Below are 18,063 nucleotides of genomic sequence, written 5' to 3' on the forward strand. Positions count from 1 at the left end.
CCGGTGGGGGCTGGTCGCGCCCACGCGGCGGAGCCGCACAATGTCACAGCCCCGCGCCCCTGGTGGTCGCCCCGTACCGCACGGTCATGCGCGAAGGCCCCGGCTGCTCCTCTCGGAGTGGCCGGGGCCTTTTGCTTTTAGGGGCGCGGGGAACTGCGCGACCAGCCACCCACCGGCCCGCAGACGACCCCACGCAAAGGCCCCGCCGCTCCCGCAAGGGGGAGCGACGGGGCCTTCCACGTCATACGCGCGGCAGCGCTACCGCAGCCGTGCCATCAGCGCATGCTCGACCAGCGTGATCAGCGCGCTCTTCGCGTCCGCGCGGTGGCGGGCGTCGGTGGTGATGATCGGGGTGTCGGGGCCGATCTGGAGCGCCTCGCGGACCTCGTCCGGGGTGTACGGCTGGTGTCCGTCGAAGCCGTTGAGGGCGATGACGAACGGGAGGCCGCTGTTCTCGAAGTAGTCGACGGCCGGGAAGCAGTCGGCGAGACGGCGGGTGTCGACCAGGACGACGGCGCCGATCGCGCCGCGGACCAGGTCGTCCCACATGAACCAGAACCGGTCCTGACCGGGCGTGCCGAACAGGTACAGGATCAGGTCCTGGTCGAGCGTGATGCGGCCGAAGTCCATCGCGACCGTGGTGGTCGTCTTGTCGCCCGTGTGCGTGAGGTCGTCGATGCCCGCGGAAGCGGACGTCATGACGGCCTCGGTACGCAGGGGGTTGATCTCCGAGACCGCGCCGACGAACGTGGTCTTGCCCACGCCGAAGCCGCCCGCCACCACGATCTTCGCGGAAGTAGTGGAGCGGGCAGCACCGCCGCTAGAGCTTGCGAAGTCCACTGAGCACCCTTTCGAGCAGTGTCACATCTGGCTGGCCGCCGGCGGACTCGTCGCCGCCGGGCTGGTGGATGGCGACAAGTCCGGCCTCCGCCAGGTCGGCGACGAGGATTCGGGCAACGCCGAGGGGGATGGAGAGGAGTGCCGAGATCTCGGCGACCGACTTGATCTCACGGCACAGATGGCAGATCCGCTGGTGCTCGGGCAACTGCCCTTGCAGCCGGGCGGGCTCCGCCGTGGTGTGCACCAGCGCCTCGATGGCGAGCTGGTAGCGCGGCCGGGTGCGGCCGCCGGTCATGGCGTACGGACGCACAAGCGGGTTGTGCGTGCCGCCCGCCGGGGAAGGCTGGGGGGTCTGCCGCGGCTGCACCGGCTCGATGCGGGGCTGCGGCGGCTGGTCGTACGGGCCCGGCTGGCGGTGGGGCTGCTGGTACGGGTGCTGGCCCTGGCCGCTTCTGCTGGGGGCGGAGGGAAAGTTGAACCGGTTCTGCCCGTGCTCACCCGGAGACTGCTGTCCACCGCTGTATGGGTGTCCGCCTGGGGGTGTTGTCACGTTTCCTCCTCCGACTGCCGGTCGCCCGTTCCTGTGGGACCGCGCCACCGCACCTTATGGCGCGGTGGCGAGAAACGCACTGCTTGTCTGGTAGTTGAGAACGGAAGGTTCACAACTAATTAAGGAGACTGCCCTGGAGTTCCGCGCGCAGGTCCGGGGTGAGGACGGTGCCCGCGCGGTCGACGAGGAGAGCCATCTCATAGCCCACGAGACCGATGTCGGCCTCGGGGTGGGCGAGTACGGCCAGCGAGGAGCCGTCCGAGATGGACATGATGAAGAGGAAGCCGCGCTCCATCTCCACGACCGTCTGGTTGACGGCGCCGCCCTCGAAGATCCGGGAGGCTCCCGCGGTCAGGGACGTCAGTCCGGAGGCAACAGCCGCCAGCTGATCGGCCCGGTCCCGGGGGAAGCCTTCGGACATCGCCAGCAGGAGTCCGTCGGCGGAGACCACCACCGTGTGGGACACCCCGGGGGTGTTGTCCACGAAGTTGGTGATCAACCAGTTCAGATTCTGCGCCGCCTGGCTCATCGGGCTCACACTAACGCTCCTGGTTGTAGGTGTTACTTGTGTCCGACCCCGCGCTGCGGCCCTGCTGGACGCCGCGGCGCAGGTTGCTCAACCTGCCGCGGACGTCCTCGGGAGCGCGGGAGACCTGTGGGCCGCCCTGCGGGGTCTGCTCCGCCGCACCCTCGACCAGATTGGCCTTGGGCACCCGCCGGGGAAGCCCGGAGGGGGTGACCCCGCCGGCCTTCGGCTCACGCAGCTTCTCGGCGCGCGTCCAGCGCTCGTCGTTGGTCGAACGCCAGTCGTCGGCGGGCTCGTCGGTGCCGGACGCGGCGCCGCTCGCGGCTCCGGTACCGGTGCCGTTGACGGTTCCGTTCGCGGATCCGTTCACGGTCGCGGGGCCGGTGCCGTTGACGGGCTGCCGCTGCTGCTCGGGCCGCTGCGGTTCGGACTTCTGCTGCGGCTCCTGGGCGGCGGGCTGCCAGTTCTGCTGGCCGCTGCCGCGCCTGGGCAGACCGGCGCCGGTCAGCTCGTGGGCGGAGGCCGGGGTGGGGCCCGGCCGGTCGAAGCCTACGCGCTCACGGCCGCCTCCGGGAACGTCCGGAGCAGATTCCGCTTCCTCGTTCGCCTGCTGGTAGTCGGTCCCGTAGGAATCCTGGTACGAGCCGTTCTGCTGCCACTCGCCCTGGTGGGACGGGTCGCCGTAACCGCCGTCGTACTGCGGGCCGTCGGCCGCGGGCGCCTGGTAGGCGGCCTCCGCATAACCCTGGTCCGGGTAGCCGTTCGGCTGCTGTCCGTAGGACTCCTGCGGGTACGCCTCGGGGTAGTCCCGCCCGTACTGCGGCTGTCCGTCGAACTGGTTGTCGTAGGAGGCCTGCTGCCCGTTGTAGGCGGCCTCGTCGTACTGGCCGTCGTAGGACTGCTGGTTTCCGTAGCCCTCGTCGTACGCGGCGCCCTGCTGGACACCGTCGACCTCGTCGCGGTAGAGCGGGCGGTCGCCGCCGTGCGTCTGGGCCTCCAGGGCCGCGCGGCGCTCCTCGCGCATCAGCGAGCGGTTGACCGGGTCGAGCTGGAGGGCCTCGCCCTGCTCGCCCGTCTCGTAACGCGAGTCGTCGAAGCCGAGCTCGGCGGCGGTGCGCATGGCCGGGGCCGCCGGAGCCTCGAAGTTCTGCTGCTCCGGGATGATCTGCGAGACCGTGAAGTCGTCGCCGGGCAGCGGCTCGCCACCGCCACCGTGGGTGATCGCGTCCGGGAGCATGACCAGCGAGGTGGTGCCCGCCTGCTCGCCGGAGGGGCGCAGCTGGACGCGGATGCCGTGCCGGTCGGAGAGCCGGCCGACCACGAACAGGCCCATGCGCTGCGAGACGGCGGCGTCCACGGTCGGCGGGTTCGCCAGCTTGTGGTTGATGTCCGCGAAGTCCTCGGCGGTCAGGCCGATGCCCTTGTCGTGGATCTCGATCATGACGCGGCCGTCGGGGAGACGGGTCGCGGTGACCCGGACCTTGGTCTGCGGCGAGGAGAACGTGGTGGCGTTCTCCAGGAGCTCGGCGAGCAGGTGCACGAGGTCGGTCACGGCCTGGCCGTGGATCTCGCTCTCCGGCACTCCGGTCAGCTCGATGCGCTCGTACGACTCCACCTCGGAGGAGGCCGCGCGCAGCACGTCGACCAGCGGGACCGGCTGGTTCCAGCGGCGGCCCGGCTCCTCGCCGGCGAGGACCAGGAGGTTCTCGCCGTTGCGGCGCATACGGGTCGCGAGGTGGTCCAGCTTGAAGAGGCTCTCCAGCTGGTCCGGGTCGGCCTCGTTGTTCTCCAGGTCGGTGATGAGGGTCAGCTGGCCCTCGATCAGGGACTGGTTGCGGCGCGACAGGTTGGTGAAGATCGCGTTGACGTTCCCTCGCAGCAGCGCCTGTTCGGCGGCGAGCCGGACGGCCTCGCGGTGGACCTGGTCGAAGGCGCGGGCGACCTCACCGATCTCGTCCGTGGAGGTGATCGGGATGGGCTCGACGCGGGTGTCGACCCGGCCCGGCTCGGTGCGCGAGAGCTGGTCGACGAGCATCGGCAGTCGGGTTTCGGCCACGTCGAAGGCGGCGGCGCGCAGCCGGCGCATCGAGCGGCTCATCTGGCGGGCCACCATGCCGGCCAGGATGAACGCGGCGAGCAGCGAGACCACGACGATCGCGCCGTTGATGTACGCGGAGGTCTTGGCGTCGTCGGCGATCTGGCCGGCCTCGTTCACGGCCCGGCTGACCAGGTCCTGCTCGACCTCGGTGTAACCGTCGAACTTGGCGGTGGAGGCGGCCATCCAGGCGTCGGGGGTGATGCCCTGCGCCTTGAGCTGCTTGGCGCTCTGGCCCTCGCCGATCGCGGCGGACATGGCGTTGAAGACCGAGCCGTCACGGGCCGGGGCGGCACCGATGCGCGGGCCGTCGTCGGCCTGCTGGCGCACCGCGGGAACGTCCTTGGCGGCCTGCGCGGCCTTGGCCTCCATGACCTGCTTCAGATGGAGGCTGTCCGCGTCCGTACCACCGGCGTCGAACTCGCCGAGGGCGATGAACTCCAGGTAGTTGTACGAGTTGAACGCCTTGACCTGCATCTGGAAGGTCTTGGGGTCCTCGCTCGGCCGGATGATGAGGTGCAGACCAATGGAACGCTGCAGCGACTCGGCGGCCTTGGCGAGGTCGACCGCGTACACCATGCGGCCGTAGCTGGTGATGTTGCCGGTGCCCAGACCGAGCTCGTTGGAGAACGTGCTCAGGTAGTGCGGGATCGCGGTGTAGCCCTCTTCGGTCAGCACCGGGTTCTTCGCCTCGACGCCCTTGGCGTAGGCGGTCTTGCGCAGTGCGTCGAGGTTCTTCTCGGCGTCGCGGACCTTGGCGAGGCGGCGTTGCAGGCTCGCCGTGTCCGGCATGCCCTTGACCTCGTCGTCGAACTTGGCGCGGGCCGCGTCCGAGGTGGCGACGGCCTTGGCGATGCGCTCGTCGTCGCGCTTGTTCTGGAGCAGGGGCTGAGCGGTGAGGTCACGCTCGTTGAGCAGGGCCTGGCCGTACTCCGAGGCGGCGCGCACGATCTGCGCCGTCTTCTCGGCGTCGCGCGCGTCGCGCCAGGTGGATATGGAGTTCTTGACCTCGAAGCCGCCCATGACGAGGCCGACGAGGGCGGGGATGAGGAGGATGGCGTTCAGACGGGCGGCCACCCGCCAGTTGCGCGGCGAGAACTTGCTGCGGCTCCCGGTGTCGGGACCGGCGGCCCGACCCGCGTCCTTGCCCCCGGAGGGGGTCGGCCGCTCGTCCGGCGTCGCCGCACTGCGCTGCGGCGGGGTGAAGTTGCCCCGCGCCTGCTGCGTCGCGGAGCTCGTCGTGCTTCGCCTCACTCGACCAACAACCTCTCGGCGCCGGCACCTCTCGTGGTGTGCCTTTAAATGTTCTGAGCCGTACTACTCGGGAGTTCGTCGAATTCCAGCACGCCAGGGGGGTCGGTTCCAAACAGCTGGAATCCCTGGTTCCGAGTGGCCCACGCCTCAGATAAAACGGGCATAAAGAGCGAGCCCCGTCAAAAGACGGGGCCAATGTGAGCGCAGCGACACCGTGTGAACGCGGCGGGTGGCGGTGACGGGGGAATTCTCTGTCGAAACGTTATGAACACAGGGGCGGATCGTGTCAAAGGACACAGTCCGCCCCCGTTCGTCTACGACAACTGCCGTATACGCCTGCCTACTTGAGTCGTGCCATCAGTGCGTGCTCGACCAGCGTGATCAGCGCGCTCTTCGCATCGCCGCGGTGGCGGGCGTCGGTGGTGATGATCGGGGTGTCGGGGCCGATCTGGAGCGCCTCGCGGACCTCGTCGGGCGTGTACGGCTGGTGTCCGTCGAAGCCGTTGAGGGCGATGACGAACGGGAGGCCGCTGTTCTCGAAGTAGTCGACGGCCGGGAAGCAGTCGGCGAGGCGGCGGGTGTCGACCAGGACGACGGCGCCGATCGCGCCGCGGACCAGGTCGTCCCACATGAACCAGAACCGGTCCTGACCCGGCGTACCGAACAGGTACAGGATCAGGTCCTGGTCCAGGGTGATGCGGCCGAAGTCCATGGCCACCGTGGTGGTGGTCTTGTCCCCGGTGTGGGTGAGGTCGTCGATGCCCGCGGAAGCGGACGTCATGACGGCCTCGGTGCGCAGCGGGTTGATCTCCGAGACCGCGCCGACGAACGTGGTCTTGCCCACGCCGAAGCCGCCCGCCACCACGATCTTCGCGGAGGTGGTAGACCGTCCCGCTCCGCCGCTAGAGCTTGCGAAGTCCACTGAGCACCCTTTCGAGCAGCGTCACATCCGGCGTGCCGCCGGCCTCTCCATTGCCCGGCTGGTGGATGGCCACCATGCCGGCCTCCGCCAGGTCGGCGACAAGAATCCGGGCCACGCCGAGCGGCATCTGCAGCAGCGCCGAGACCTCCGCCACCGACTTGACCTCGCGGCACAGATGGCAGATCCGCTGGTGCTCCGGGAGCAGCGTGGCCAGGTGCGCCGGGTCCGCGGTCGTGCTGACCAGCGCCTCGATGGCCAGCTGGTAGCGCGGCCGGGTCCGGCCGCCCGTCATGGCGTACGGGCGGACCAGCGGCTGGTCGCCTTCACTGTCGTAGTGCGCGTCGTGCAGCGCGCCGTACGAATCGTGTGAGGCGGGTGGCGGGGTCATGGATCCTCCGGGCGGGACAGCAGGGACAGCGAGTGTCTTCGAGCCGTCGGATGTGGCCGGTGGGGGGCGGGGCGCGGCCGGACGGTGGGTTCTGACTGAGGAGTGGGGGGCCTCAGTGGAGCAGGCTCCCCTGGAGCTCCGCTCGCAGGTCCGGGGTGAGGACGGAGCCCGCGCGGTCGACCAGGAGGGCCATCTCGTAGCCGACCAGGCCGATGTCGCACTCGGGGTGCGCGAGCACCGCCAGCGAGGAGCCGTCGGAGACGGACATGAGGAAGAGGAAGCCGCGCTCCATCTCCACCACGGTCTGGGCGACGGTGCCGCCCTCGAAGATCCGGGACGCACCCGCGGTCAGCGAGGTGAGACCGGACGCCACGGCCGCGAGCTGGTCGGCCCGGTCCCGCGGAAATCCTTCGGACATGGCAAGCAGCAGGCCGTCGGCGGAGACCACCACCGTGTGGGACACCCCGGGGGTGTTGTCCACGAAGTTGGTGATCAACCAGTTCAGATTCTGCGCCGCCTGGCTCATCTGACTCAACTATCGCTCCTGCTGGTGAGTGGGGTCCATCGAGAAACTGCCGGTCGACGGGCCGTTTCCGGCCTGCCGCCCCTGCTGGATACCCCGGCGGAGATTGGTCAGGCGGCCGCGCACGTCGTCGGGCGCACGCGAGACCTGGGGGCCTGCCTGGTTCTGCTGCTGCTGTGCGGTGCCCGCGACCAGGTTGGCACGCGGGACCCGCTTGGGCAGACCGGACGTGGTGACACCGCCGGCGGCGGGCTTGCGGGCCCGCTCGGCCTGGCGGACGAGCTCGTCGTTGGGCGACGGGCGCCAGGCGCCGTTGCCGGGCGCGCCGCCCGCGTCACGCTGGGCGGGCGCCGGACGGCGCTCGGGGTTCTGCGGAGCCGGGGCCGGACGCAGGCCCTGCGGCCCGCCCTGACCCTGGTGGGGCTGGCCCTGGTTGCCCTGGCCCTGCTGGGGGCCCGGTGCGGGCTGCCCCGGCTGCTGGCCGTTCTGACCGCCCTGGCCGTGGAACCAGTTGGTCTCCAGGGTGTCGTACAGCGGCGTACGGCCGTCACCGGCGTTCGGGGCCGGCGGCAGCGCCTCGGGCTGCGGCTGCTGCCGCTGGGGCTGCTGCGGCGCCTGGTACTGCTGCGGCTGCTGCTGGGCCTGCGGGGGGCGCGGCGCGTCGAAGTCCGGCCGGGCGAACTCCGAGGTGGCCCCGGGTCCCTGGCGGTCGTCCATCGGCGGGCGGGCGTACTGGCCGGTGTTCTGGCCGGTGCCGAGACCCTGGGCCGGGTTCTGGCCGGTGTTCTGGTCGTACGCGCCGGGGCGCTCGAACTGTCCGTTCGCCTGCGGCGACAGAGGTGTGGGGTCCTGGGCCGGGGCCTGGGCACCCTGCGGCGCGCCGAAGACGTCCGGGCGCACGAACTGGCCAGTGGACTGGGCGTCCTGGCGGCCGGGCGGCGGTCCGTCGAAGTCGGGGCGGGCGAACTCGGCCGTGGAGCCGGGGCCCTGGCGGTCGTCGAGCTGCGGCCGGGGGTACTGGCCGGTGTGCTGCTCGACCTCCTCGTGGCCGCGCGGGCCGTCCTGGGCCTGCTGCTCGTTGCCCCAGCTGGTGGCCTGCGGGCGCTGCGGGGCGCCGCCGCCGGGCAGCTCCGCGCGCGGGGTGGCGGGCGGCGGGGTCAGCGGGCGGTCGCCGCGGCGCGGGGCCGGGGGCTGCTGCTGGGCCGGGATGCCGGTGCCGGTGCCGAAGGCGCCGCCCTGGCCGAAGCCGCCCTGGTTCTGGCTGCCCTGGGGCGGCTGGCCGCCGGTGCGCGGGGGCAGTGCGGCACGGGGACCCGTACCGCCGGCCACCGCTCCGCGCGGGGCGCCCGCGCCGAGCCGGTTGCCGTTGCCGGGGCCACCGGCCGGGCCGTTGCCGAGCGCTCCGGCGAGGCCGGCGCGGGCACCGGGGCCCGGGGTCACACCGGGACGGCCGGCGCCGGGGCCCGAGGGGGACTGCGCCTGGGGGCCGCCGGGCTTGCCGGGGGCCTTCTTGCCGCCCTGGGCGACGTCGACGGGGAGCATGACGAGCGCCGTCGTACCGCCGGAGTCGGAGGGGCGCAGCTGGATGCGGATGCCGTGGCGCAGGGACAGCCGGCCGACCACGAACAGACCCATGCGGCGCGAGACCGAGACGTCCACGGTGGGCGGCGAGGCGAGCCGCTCGTTGATCGCGGCGAGGTCCTCGGGGGAGAGGCCGATGCCGGTGTCGTGGATCTCGACCAGGACGCGGCCGTCGGGCAGCGCGTGACCGGTGACGCGGACCTTGGTCTGCGGCGAGGAGAACGAGGTGGCGTTCTCGAGCAGCTCGGCGAGCAGGTGCACGAGGTCGTTGACCACCCGGCCGGCGACGTCGGTCGCGGGCACGGCGGCCAGTTCGATGCGCTCGTACTGCTCCACCTCGGAGGCCGCCGCGCGGAGCACGTCGACCAGCGGGACCGGGCGGGTCCAGCGGCGGCCGGGCTCTTCACCGGCGAGGACGAGGAGGTTCTCACCGTTACGGCGCATACGGGTGGCGAGGTGGTCGAGCTTGAAGAGCGAGGAGAGCTGGTCCGGGTCGGCCTCGCGGGACTCCAGCTCGGAGATGAGCGAGAGCTGGCGCTGGATGAGGCCCTGGGAGCGGCGCGAGAGGTTGGTGAACATCGCGTTGACGTTGCCCCGCAGCAGGGCCTGCTCGGCGGCGAGGCGGACGGCCTCGCGGTGCACGTCGTCGAAGGCCGCGGCCACCTGGCCGATCTCGTCGCGGGAGTGCACGCCGACCGACTCCACGGACGTGTCGACGTCCTGCGGGTCGGACTCGGAGAGCTGCTTGACGAGCTCGGGCAGCCGGTCCTGGGCGACCCGGGTCGCGGTGTCCTGGAGGCGCCGCAGCGAGCGGATCATGGACCGGGCCACGACGAACGCGCCGACCAGCGAGACGCCGAGGACGACGAGGATCAGGGCACCGTTGAGGATCGCGTCCCGCTGCGACTGGTCGCGCAGCTCGCGGGCCTTCTGCTCCATCTCGCCGAGCAGCGTCTGCTCGATGGTCTTCATCTGGTTGATCTTGTTGGAGTCCTGGTCGTACCAGTCGAGGTACGAGCGCTTGGTCTCCGTGGCGAGGCCGCCCTTGAGGACGCGCTGGGAGTACGCGTTGGCCGCGGTGATCTCCGAGTTGCCCTTGTCGAGCGGGGCCATCAGCTCTTCGGGGTTGCCGTGGTTGCTCTCGTAGACGATCGAGAACGACGACAGCTCCTGGCGCTCGCCGTCCTGCGCCGACTTGGCGTAGAGGCGGTCGGACTCGTTGAGCTTGCCGTTGGTGTCCTTGGTCGCGGGCAGCGCGGCGGCGATGATCGCTCGCTGGATGGAGGCGTACTCCTTGGCGGAGGAGAACGCGGCCAGCGCACGGGTCCGCTTGATCATCTCCGGGTTGGAGGTGGCCTGCGCCATGTCCTGGGAGAGGCTGAGCAGGCTGCGGATGAGGCGGCTGTAGCCCTCGACGGTCTGGGAGTTCGAGACGTCGCCCTGGTAGGCGCTCTTGCGGATGTTGTCGAGGTCCTGGAGCTGGATCGCGATGGCCGTCACGTTACGGCGGATCGACTCCAGGGCGTCGTCGTTGTCCGGGTTGTCGACGTCCTGGGTGGCCGTCATGAACGACTGCTTGACCCGGTCGGTGGTGGCCTTCGCGGTGGCGACCCGGGCGGTGCCACCGGTCTGGACCGCACCGGCCGACTTGTCGCGCTCCTCCTGGAGCGCGGCGGCCAGCTCGGTGGCCTGCTTGGTCATGTCGGTGAGCAGCTGCATGTGGTCGAGCTGCTTCATGTCGTTCATCGACTGGTTGATGCGCAGCCCGCCGAGGGTGGTCGCGGCGACCACGGGCAGGGTCAGCAGCGCGACCAGTCGGGTGGAGATGCGCCAGTTGCGCAGGGCTATTCGCGAGCCGGTGTCCACGGCGGGCTTCGGCTTGGGAGCGGCCGAGGGCTTCTCGCCGCCCGCGGCGGAACGGCCGGTGGGACCGGCGGGGCCGCCGTTGTCGTCACCGCCCGCCGAAGGGGCCGATGGGTTCTGGGGGGCCCGGGGGTTCTGGGCGTGCTGGGGCGAGGAACTGACTGATGTGGGGCCAGTCCCGCCGTGCGGCTCCTGCTCCGCCGCAGCGCTGCCATCCCTCTTGAAACGTCCCTGCACTAGCGTCGCAACCTCTGGACCAGGCGTCCCCCCGCTCTGAACGGAAGGGACGGTGTCGGCGTCGTGGGGCAAGTGTGCGCCCCATGTGTTGGTCGTGAGTGACCGGCGCTTGTTGGTCTCCCCCTCCCCGCCGCCACTCGGCGCTGCGTTGCGCCCCTGCGCGCCGGTCAGTGACCCGCGGCGGTGCCGGAATTCCAGCACAGTGCCGGATCTCCAACAAGGCCCGTGTACCGGGCTGTGACCTGAGTGACACATTGTGAGGAACCTGTCACGAGCCGTAGAAACTACGCCCGGATGAACCGGACTTTTACCCACGAGTCGCTTACGTGGGAGGAGTTACCCAGTCGCCATGATCAAGAGCGGAATGGAAGGTTCAGTGGTGCAATGTCCGTTTCCGGGGCCGAAACTGACGGGTCGTAATGTCCGGAATGTTTACCAAGTCGTGAGCAAACTCACACGATGATCGTCGCCTCTACGGCCGTTTGCCGGGAATTCGAATGTTTAGCCTGACGCTTTACAGGGATGGCCAATCCGACAACCCGGCGCCGCCGCGCGCCCCGCAACCGACAGGGTCCGAACGGCAGATGAAGACGACGATGATGATCCGCACCATAGCCAACCCCCGCCGCACCACCCTGGCGCATCTCGCGGACGCCGAGGAGATGCAGACGGAGCTCCTGCCCGAGCACCCGGTCGACCTGCCGGCCCAGACGGCCAACCCGCGCCGCACCACCCTGATGGACGCCCCGGTCCCGGCCGCCGCCCCGTAGCCCGCGGCGCGGCCCCCTCGGCCCCCGCACGCCACCGGCCCCGGCCCGTACGCCACCGGCGCACCCGCCGCCCCGGACGGCGTCCTCGAAGCGCAGGTCGCCCCCTCACCCGCGTTAGCCTGGAGCGTCAGTCTCCAGCCAGCGACCAAGTGAGGGGCGACAGCATCCCGTGCGCATCGCCAGATTCTCCATCGACGGCAATGTCGCCTTCGGCGCGGTCGAGGACACCCCGCAGGGGCCCGTGCTCGACATCATCAAGGGCATTCCGTACGCCGACTTCGAGCTCTCCGGGACCAAGGTCCCGCTGAGCAAGGTCCGGCTGCTGCCGCCGGTGCTGCCCAACAAGGTCGTGGCCATCGGCCGCAACTACGCGGAGCACGCCAAGGAGCTCGGCAACGAGGTCCCGGAGGTGCCGGTCGCCTTCTTCAAGCCCACCACCTCGGTGATCGGCTCCGGCGACGCGATCGAGTACCCCTCCTTCTCCAACGAGCTGCACCACGAGGCCGAGCTCGCCGTGGTGATCGGCCGGATGTGCCGCGAGGTCCCGAGGGAGCGCGTCAAGGACGTGATCTTCGGCTACACCTGCGCCAACGACGTCACCGCGCGCGACGCCCAGCAGCGCGAGAAGCAGTGGGCCCGGGCCAAGGGCTTCGACACCTCCTGCCCGCTCGGCCCCTGGGTGGAGACCGACATCGACCCGACGGATCTCGCGATCCAGGCGACGGTCAACGGCGAACAGCGCCAGCTGGGCCGCACGAGCGACATGATCCGCTCCATCGAGGACCTGGTCGTCCACATCACCGAGGCGATGACGCTGCTCCCCGGCGACGTCATCCTCACCGGCACCCCCGCCGGGGTCGGCCCCCTCAACGTCGGCGACGAGGTCGCCGTCACCATCGAAGGCATCGGCACTCTCACCAACAAGGTTGTCAAGCGTGGCTAGCGCACCCGGCTCTCCCGTACGCGTCCGTTTCTGTCCGTCCCCGACCGGCAACCCGCATGTCGGCCTGGTCCGCACCGCCCTGTTCAACTGGGCCTTCGCCCGGCACCACCAGGGCACCATGGTCTTCCGCATCGAGGACACCGACGCGGCGCGCGACTCGGAGGAGTCGTACAACCAGCTGCTCGACTCGCTGCGCTGGCTGGGCCTCGACTGGGACGAGGGCCCGGAGGTCGGCGGCCCGCACGCGCCCTACCGCCAGTCCCAGCGGATGGACATCTACCGGGACGTGGCCCAGAAGCTGCTCGCGGGCGGCTACGCGTACCACTGCTACTGCACCACCGAGGAGCTCGACGCGCGCCGCGACGCGGCCCGCGCCGCCGGCAAGCCGTCCGGCTACGACGGCCACTGCCGTGAGCTCTCCGCGGAGCAGAAGGCGGCGTACGAGGCGGAGGGCCGCACGGCCATCGTCCGCTTCCGGATGCCCGACGAGCCGATCACCTTCACGGACCTGGTCCGCGGCGAGCTGACCTTCACCCCGGACAACGTGCCGGACTACGGCATCGTCCGCGCCAACGGCGCCCCGCTGTACACGCTGGTCAACCCGGTCGACGACGCCCTGATGGAGATCACCCACGTCCTGCGCGGCGAGGACCTGCTCTCCTCCACCCCCCGCCAGATCGCGCTCTACAAGGCGCTGATCGAGCTGGGCGTGGCCAAGGAGACCCCGGCCTTCGGCCACCTCCCGTACGTCATGGGCGAGGGCAACAAGAAGCTCTCCAAGCGCGACCCGCAGGCCTCCTTGAACATCTACCGGGAGCGCGGCTTCCTGCCGCAGGGCCTGCTCAACTACCTCTCGCTGCTCGGCTGGTCCTTCTCGGCCGACCAGGACGTCTTCTCGATCGCCGACATGGTCGCGAAGTTCGACGTGGCGGACGTCAACGCCAACCCGGCCCGCTTCGACCTCAAGAAGGCCGAGTCGATCAACGCCGACCACATCCGCATGCTGGACGTGAAGGCGTTCACGGCCGCCTGCGAGCCGTGGCTGAGCGCCCCGCACGCCAACTGGTCGCCCGAGGAGTTCGACCGGGCCGCCTGGGAGGCCATCGCGCCGCACGCCCAGACGCGTCTGACCGTCCTCTCCGACATCACGGCCAACGTCGACTTCCTCTTCCTGAAGGAGCCGGTCGACGACGAGGCGTCCTGGACGAAGGCGATGAAGGAGGGCTCGGACGCGCTGCTGCGCACCGCCCGCGAGAAGCTGGAGGCGGCCGACTGGTCCTCCCCGGAGTCCCTCAAGGAGGCCGTCCTGGCCGCCGGCGAGGCGCACGGCCTCAAGCTCGGCAAGGCGCAGGCCCCGGTCCGCGTCGCCGTCACCGGCCGCACGGTGGGCCTGCCGCTCTTCGAGTCCCTGGAGATCCTGGGCAAGGAGAAGACGCTGACCCGCATCGACGCCGCGCTCGCGAAGCTCGCCGTTTGAGCGCTCAGCGGAACGGGGGGTGACTTCGACTGCGGGCCCGCTGTGGCCGGTCGCGCAGTTCCCCGCGCCCCTGAAGGGCGCGGGGAACCTCCGAGAGTCCACCACCTGTGACGTACGACCCGAAGGGGCGCGGCCGGACCGGCCGCGCCCCTTCGGCGTACCGTCGTGGCATGACCGTCCGCGCCGTCCTCTGGGACATCGACGACACGATCTTCGACTACGCCTCGGCCGCCCGCAGGGGCATGCATGCGCATCTGGAGACCGAGGGGCTGCCCGCCGCCTACGGGTCGATCGAGCAGGCGCTGGCGGTCTGGGACGAGCTCACCGCGTACCACTGGGCCCGGTTCGCCGCGGGGGAGACCGACTGGCCGGGGCAGCGGCGCGACCGGGTGCGCGCCTTTTTGGGCAGCGAGCTGGGCGACGCCGAGGCGGAGACCTGGTTCGAGCGGCACCTGGCCCACTACGAGGCCGCCTGGTCGCTCTTCCCGGACACCGTGCCCGCCCTGGACCTGCTCGCCGACGGCTACCGGCACGCTGTCCTCTCCAACTCCTCCCTCCACCACCAGGAGCGCAAGCTCCAGGTGCTCGGCGTACGGGACCGGTTCGAGGCCGTGGTGTGCGCGGCCGAGCTGGGGATCTCCAAGCCCGACGCCGGGGCCTTCCACGCGGCCTGCCGGGCGCTGGGGCTCGCGCCGGGGGAGGTCGCGTACGTGGGCGACCAGCCGGACATCGACGCGCGCGGCGCCGGCGAGGCCGGGCTCCTGGGCATCTGGCTGGACCGCAACCAGGTGGGCGGGCGGCCCGAACTGATCCGGATCACCGGCCTGGAGGAGCTCCCCGGCCTGCTGCGCCGCGATACCCGTTTTGGAGCGCCGGACACCTTCGGGTAATGTTCTTCCTGCGCCGAGGGGAGCGGGAAGAAAAGCCCGGAACCGACAGCGCAAGCCGAGCAAGACTCCCACCGGGGGTTGCGTTCCGGTGGCCTATGGTGTAATTGGCAGCACGACTGATTCTGGTTCAGTTAGTCTAGGTTCGAGTCCTGGTAGGCCAGCTCGCAGAGCTCATCTGCACCGCGGATTCCAGATCCGCAAAGCCCCCGTTGTGTAGCGGCCTAGCACGCTGCCCTCTCAAGGCAGTAGCGCCGGTTCGAATCCGGTCGGGGGTACAGATCCTTCCCAGGGAGGCAGTCCGGGTCGCACCCGCTGACTCTCATGCAGGATCGCTAGGGCCCCCGTTGTGTAGCGGCCTAGCACGCCGCCCTCTCAAGGCGGTAGCGCCGGTTCGAATCCGGTCGGGGGTACTGGTCTAAACCACCATGGGCTATGGTGTAATTGGCAACACTACGGTTTCTGGTACCGTCATTCTAGGTTCGAGTCCTGGTAGCCCAGCGGATCGAAGGTCGAAAGGCCCTCGGTTCAACGATCTCTCGGGATCATCACGCCCCCGTTGTGTAGCGGCCTAGCACGCCGCCCTCTCAAGGCGGTAGCGCCGGTTCGAATCCGGTCGGGGGTACGTGAACGAAGGGGCCCGGCACACACTGTGTGCCGGGCCCCTTTCGTGTACCCGGGGCCCGTGGCTCGGGCCCTGGCGGGCCCAGGGGCTCACGGCCGGACGAACCGCCGGGCCGACTCCTGCGCCTGGGCGAGGCGTCGCAGGCTGAGCAGCACCGGCTCATAGAGCACGGTCAACGCCACTGCCGCCTCGACCTGTTCGGCGGGGCTCTCGTAGCGCTCCACCAAGTCCAGGTCGGTGACGGCCGTTTGGGCGGCGGCCCGCGCGTACGGGGCCAACTCCTCGGCGCCGCAGGGGTATCCGAGCCGGGCGAGCGCGGTCACCGCCGCCAGCAGCGTGAGGTACGCGCCCGAGCTTCCCCGCGGGTCCGAGCCGCCGTACTGCCAGCCGAGCCCGTCGATCACCGCGTCCACGGAGGCGCGCGCGGCCTGCGCGTACGGGTCGTCCGGGTCGGGCTCCGGGGCGTTCGGCAGGGCCTCGACGGCGACGCCGAGCCGGGCGTGGTGGTCCAGCGAGTCGTCCTCCAGGGCCGCGAGCACGTCCTTGGCGGCGGCCACCGGGACCCGGCCCACCTGGATCAGGGCGCGCACCAGCTTGAGGCGCTGGAGGTGGGCGGTGCCGTAGTCGGCCTGGGTGGCGGTGACCCGGTCGCCGGGCGGCAGCAGCCCCTCGCGCAGGTAGTACTTGATCGTCGCCGCGGCGACCCCGCTGCGCTCGCTCAGTTCCGCCAGTCGCATCGCTCTTGCGCCCTTCCTTGGAGAGTGTCACTATCTAACCATCGGATAGCGCAACTATCCAACGCCACGTCATGGGGGACTGTCATGAGCGCGAAGCTGATCGAGGGACGGATGACCGCCGCGGCCGAGGGGGAGGTGGTGGTCTTCCTGATCGGGATGCGCATCAACCGCTTCCGCGCGCTGCGCAGTTGGCTGCCGGTGACATCCGCGATGCCGCGCATGCTGAAGGAGCTCGTCAAGGAGGAGGGCAGCGGCCTGCTCGGCTTCCAGCCGGTCCTCGCCGGGCCGCGCACGCTGGCGGTGGTGCAGTACTGGGAGTCCAAGGAGAAGCTCCTCGCGTACGCCTCCGCCCAGGACAAGGAGCACCGCCCGGCCTGGGCGGCCTTCAACCGCCGGGCCCGCGGGGCGAAGGGCGCGGTGGGCATCTGGCACGAGACGTACGTGGTCCCGGCCGGGTCGTACGAGTCGGTGTACGTGGGGATGCCGGCGTTCGGTCTTGGCGGGGCGACGGGGGTGGTGCCGGTGGGGCGGCGGGGGGACCGCGCTGCGGACCGCCTCGCGGCGAGCTGAACGTCTGGGCCCGGCCTCTGTCTGCGGGTGTGTGGTGGGTTGCTCGCGCAGTTCCCCGCGCCCCTTCTCCGCCCGGTCTTTGTCTGCGGGCCGGTGGCGGGCTGGTCGCGCAGTTCCCCGCGCCCCTGAAAGCCTGTGGCTGAGCTGGTTTCTCCGCCTGCGGCCGACCCCCTAGGGGCGCGGGGAACTGCGCGAGAAGAGGCCACGGTCCGCAGACGGGCGCGGGTTTTCGGGGTGCGGAGTATCGCCCGTACGAGCCGGACTACCTAGGGGCGCGGGGAACTGCGCGAGAAGAGGCCACGGTCCGCAGGCGAGCGAGGGTTTTCAGGGTGCGGAGTACCGCCCGTACGGGCCGGACTACCTAGGGGCGCGGGGAACTGCGCGATCAGCCGCCCACCGGGCCGCAGACGAAGGCCGGGCCAAGGCGGCGGCGCGGCCAGCCCCCGCCGGGCCGCAGGTGAAGTCCGGGCACAAGATGGCCCACCGCTGCGGCGTTGGAGCGGTGGGCCGGGGTTGGGTCAGCCGTTGCGGCGGAGGGCCTCGGAGAGGCGCGCGGCGGCGTCGATGACCGCCTGGGCGTGCATACGGCCGGGATGGCGGGTCAGGCGCTCGATCGGCCCGGAGACCGAGACGGCCGCCACCACCCGGTTCGACGGCCCCCGCACCGGCGCCGACACCGAGGCCACCCCCGGCTCGCGCTCGCCGATCGACTGGGCCCAGCCCCGGCGCCGTACACCCGACAGGGCCGTCGCCGTGAAGCGCGCGCCCTGGAGCCCCCGGTGCAGCCGCTCCGGCTCCTCCCAGGCCATCAGGATCTGGGCGGAGGAGCCCGCCTTCATGGTCAGGGTCGAGCCGACCGGCACGGTGTCCCGCAGGCCGGACAGCCGCTCGGCCGCCGCCACACAGATCCGCATGTCTCCCTGACGGCGGTAGAGCTGCGCGCTCTCGCCCGTCACATCGCGCAGATGCGTGAGCACGGGCCCCGCCGTGGCCAGCAGGCGGTCCTCGCCGGCCGCGGCCGCGAGCTCCGCGAGCCGGGGGCCGAGGATGAACCGGCCCTGCATGTCCCTCGCCACCATCCGGTGGTGTTCCAGTGCCACGGCAAGGCGGTGTGCCGTGGGTCGTGCGAGCCCGGTGGCCGCGACCAACCCCGCGAGGGTGGCCGGACCGGACTCCAGGGCGCTCAGGACGAGAGCCGCCTTGTCGAGAACGCCGACGCCGCTAGAGTTGTCCATGAAACGATACTCGCGTCTCACTCTGTGAAACGCAAGTTCA

15 protein-coding genes and 5 tRNA genes are annotated in these 18,063 nt (G+C 70.9%); 10 read left to right on the top strand and 10 right to left on the bottom strand.

Annotation, left to right across the window (positions count from 1 at the left end):
- Positions 1 to 258: 258 nt before the first annotated feature.
- From ABD236_RS18260 to ABD236_RS18295, 8 genes are all read right to left on the bottom strand, one after another.
- Positions 259 to 840, bottom strand: a complete 582-nt coding sequence (locus ABD236_RS18260) for a GTP-binding protein (RefSeq protein WP_069978110.1) — start codon at positions 838 to 840, stop codon at positions 259 to 261.
- The gene (locus tag ABD236_RS18265; RefSeq protein WP_067164656.1) at positions 821 to 1,390 is read right to left on the bottom strand and encodes a DUF742 domain-containing protein; all 570 of its coding nucleotides are present in this window, start codon (positions 1,388 to 1,390) and stop codon (positions 821 to 823) included. Before ABD236_RS18265 ends, ABD236_RS18260 begins: the two co-directional genes overlap by 20 nt.
- A gap of 115 nt (positions 1,391 to 1,505) precedes the next feature.
- A complete protein-coding gene (locus ABD236_RS18270; RefSeq protein ID WP_026057603.1) occupies positions 1,506 to 1,919 on the bottom strand; it encodes a roadblock/LC7 domain-containing protein in 414 nt (137 codons plus the stop codon).
- A gap of 10 nt (positions 1,920 to 1,929) precedes the next feature.
- Complete coding sequence (locus ABD236_RS18275; protein ID WP_344074838.1) at positions 1,930 to 5,265, bottom strand: nitrate- and nitrite sensing domain-containing protein; 3,336 nt, start codon at positions 5,263 to 5,265, stop codon at positions 1,930 to 1,932.
- 340 nt (positions 5,266 to 5,605) lie between these two features.
- Positions 5,606 to 6,187, bottom strand: a complete 582-nt coding sequence (locus ABD236_RS18280) for a GTP-binding protein (protein WP_190091018.1) — start codon at positions 6,185 to 6,187, stop codon at positions 5,606 to 5,608.
- On the bottom strand, positions 6,168 to 6,575 hold the full coding sequence (locus ABD236_RS18285; protein WP_067164662.1) for a DUF742 domain-containing protein: 408 nt from the start codon (positions 6,573 to 6,575) through the stop codon (positions 6,168 to 6,170). Before ABD236_RS18285 ends, ABD236_RS18280 begins: the two co-directional genes overlap by 20 nt.
- Positions 6,576 to 6,687: 112 nt before the next feature.
- Positions 6,688 to 7,101: a roadblock/LC7 domain-containing protein gene (locus tag ABD236_RS18290; protein WP_067164664.1), complete on the bottom strand. Its 414-nt coding sequence runs from the start codon at positions 7,099 to 7,101 to the stop codon at positions 6,688 to 6,690.
- A 9-nt stretch (positions 7,102 to 7,110) separates the two neighbouring features.
- A complete protein-coding gene (locus tag ABD236_RS18295; protein WP_344074839.1) occupies positions 7,111 to 10,779 on the bottom strand; it encodes a sensor histidine kinase in 3,669 nt (1,222 codons plus the stop codon).
- A gap of 584 nt (positions 10,780 to 11,363) precedes the next feature.
- Between ABD236_RS18295 and ABD236_RS18300 the strand changes: the two genes are divergently transcribed.
- The 9 genes from ABD236_RS18300 (at position 11,364) to ABD236_RS18340 (ending at position 15,481) form a co-directional block, all read left to right on the top strand.
- Positions 11,364 to 11,549: a hypothetical protein gene (locus ABD236_RS18300; RefSeq protein ID WP_344074840.1), complete on the top strand. Its 186-nt coding sequence runs from the start codon at positions 11,364 to 11,366 to the stop codon at positions 11,547 to 11,549.
- A gap of 169 nt (positions 11,550 to 11,718) precedes the next feature.
- The gene (locus ABD236_RS18305) at positions 11,719 to 12,492 is read left to right on the top strand and encodes a fumarylacetoacetate hydrolase family protein (RefSeq protein ID WP_344074841.1); all 774 of its coding nucleotides are present in this window, start codon (positions 11,719 to 11,721) and stop codon (positions 12,490 to 12,492) included.
- A complete protein-coding gene (gltX, locus tag ABD236_RS18310) occupies positions 12,485 to 13,969 on the top strand; it encodes a glutamate--tRNA ligase (RefSeq protein ID WP_344074843.1) in 1,485 nt (494 codons plus the stop codon). The genes ABD236_RS18305 and gltX overlap by 8 nt, the downstream gene beginning before the upstream one ends.
- 170 nt (positions 13,970 to 14,139) lie before the next feature.
- A complete protein-coding gene (locus ABD236_RS18315) occupies positions 14,140 to 14,859 on the top strand; it encodes an HAD family hydrolase (protein ID WP_344074845.1) in 720 nt (239 codons plus the stop codon).
- An 89-nt stretch (positions 14,860 to 14,948) separates the two neighbouring features.
- Positions 14,949 to 15,020, top strand: a tRNA-Gln gene (locus tag ABD236_RS18320).
- Positions 15,021 to 15,061: 41 nt separating this feature from the next.
- Positions 15,062 to 15,134 (top strand) — tRNA-Glu (locus ABD236_RS18325).
- A 62-nt stretch (positions 15,135 to 15,196) separates the two neighbouring features.
- Positions 15,197 to 15,269: transfer RNA gene (locus ABD236_RS18330), tRNA-Glu, on the top strand.
- A 16-nt stretch (positions 15,270 to 15,285) separates the two neighbouring features.
- A tRNA-Gln gene (locus tag ABD236_RS18335) sits at positions 15,286 to 15,357 on the top strand.
- Positions 15,358 to 15,408: 51 nt separating this feature from the next.
- Positions 15,409 to 15,481, top strand: a tRNA-Glu gene (locus ABD236_RS18340).
- A gap of 89 nt (positions 15,482 to 15,570) precedes the next feature.
- On the opposite strand, the gene ABD236_RS18345 is transcribed toward ABD236_RS18340, so the two are convergent.
- Positions 15,571 to 16,218: a MerR family transcriptional regulator gene (locus tag ABD236_RS18345; protein ID WP_344074846.1), complete on the bottom strand. Its 648-nt coding sequence runs from the start codon at positions 16,216 to 16,218 to the stop codon at positions 15,571 to 15,573.
- 84 nt (positions 16,219 to 16,302) lie between these two features.
- Here ABD236_RS18345 and ABD236_RS18350 point away from each other — a divergent pair, with 84 nt between their 5' ends.
- On the top strand, positions 16,303 to 16,788 hold the full coding sequence (locus ABD236_RS18350; RefSeq protein WP_344074847.1) for a DUF4188 domain-containing protein: 486 nt from the start codon (positions 16,303 to 16,305) through the stop codon (positions 16,786 to 16,788).
- Positions 16,789 to 17,306: 518 nt separating this feature from the next.
- Here the strand turns inward: ABD236_RS18350 and ndgR are convergent.
- The gene (gene ndgR, locus ABD236_RS18355) at positions 17,307 to 18,023 is read right to left on the bottom strand and encodes an IclR family transcriptional regulator NdgR (RefSeq protein WP_005311436.1); all 717 of its coding nucleotides are present in this window, start codon (positions 18,021 to 18,023) and stop codon (positions 17,307 to 17,309) included.
- Between the last annotated feature and the right edge of the window lie 40 nt (positions 18,024 to 18,063).

This window comes from Streptomyces crystallinus (assembly GCF_039521265.1).
GTDB lineage: Bacteria > Actinomycetota > Actinomycetes > Streptomycetales > Streptomycetaceae > Streptomyces > Streptomyces crystallinus.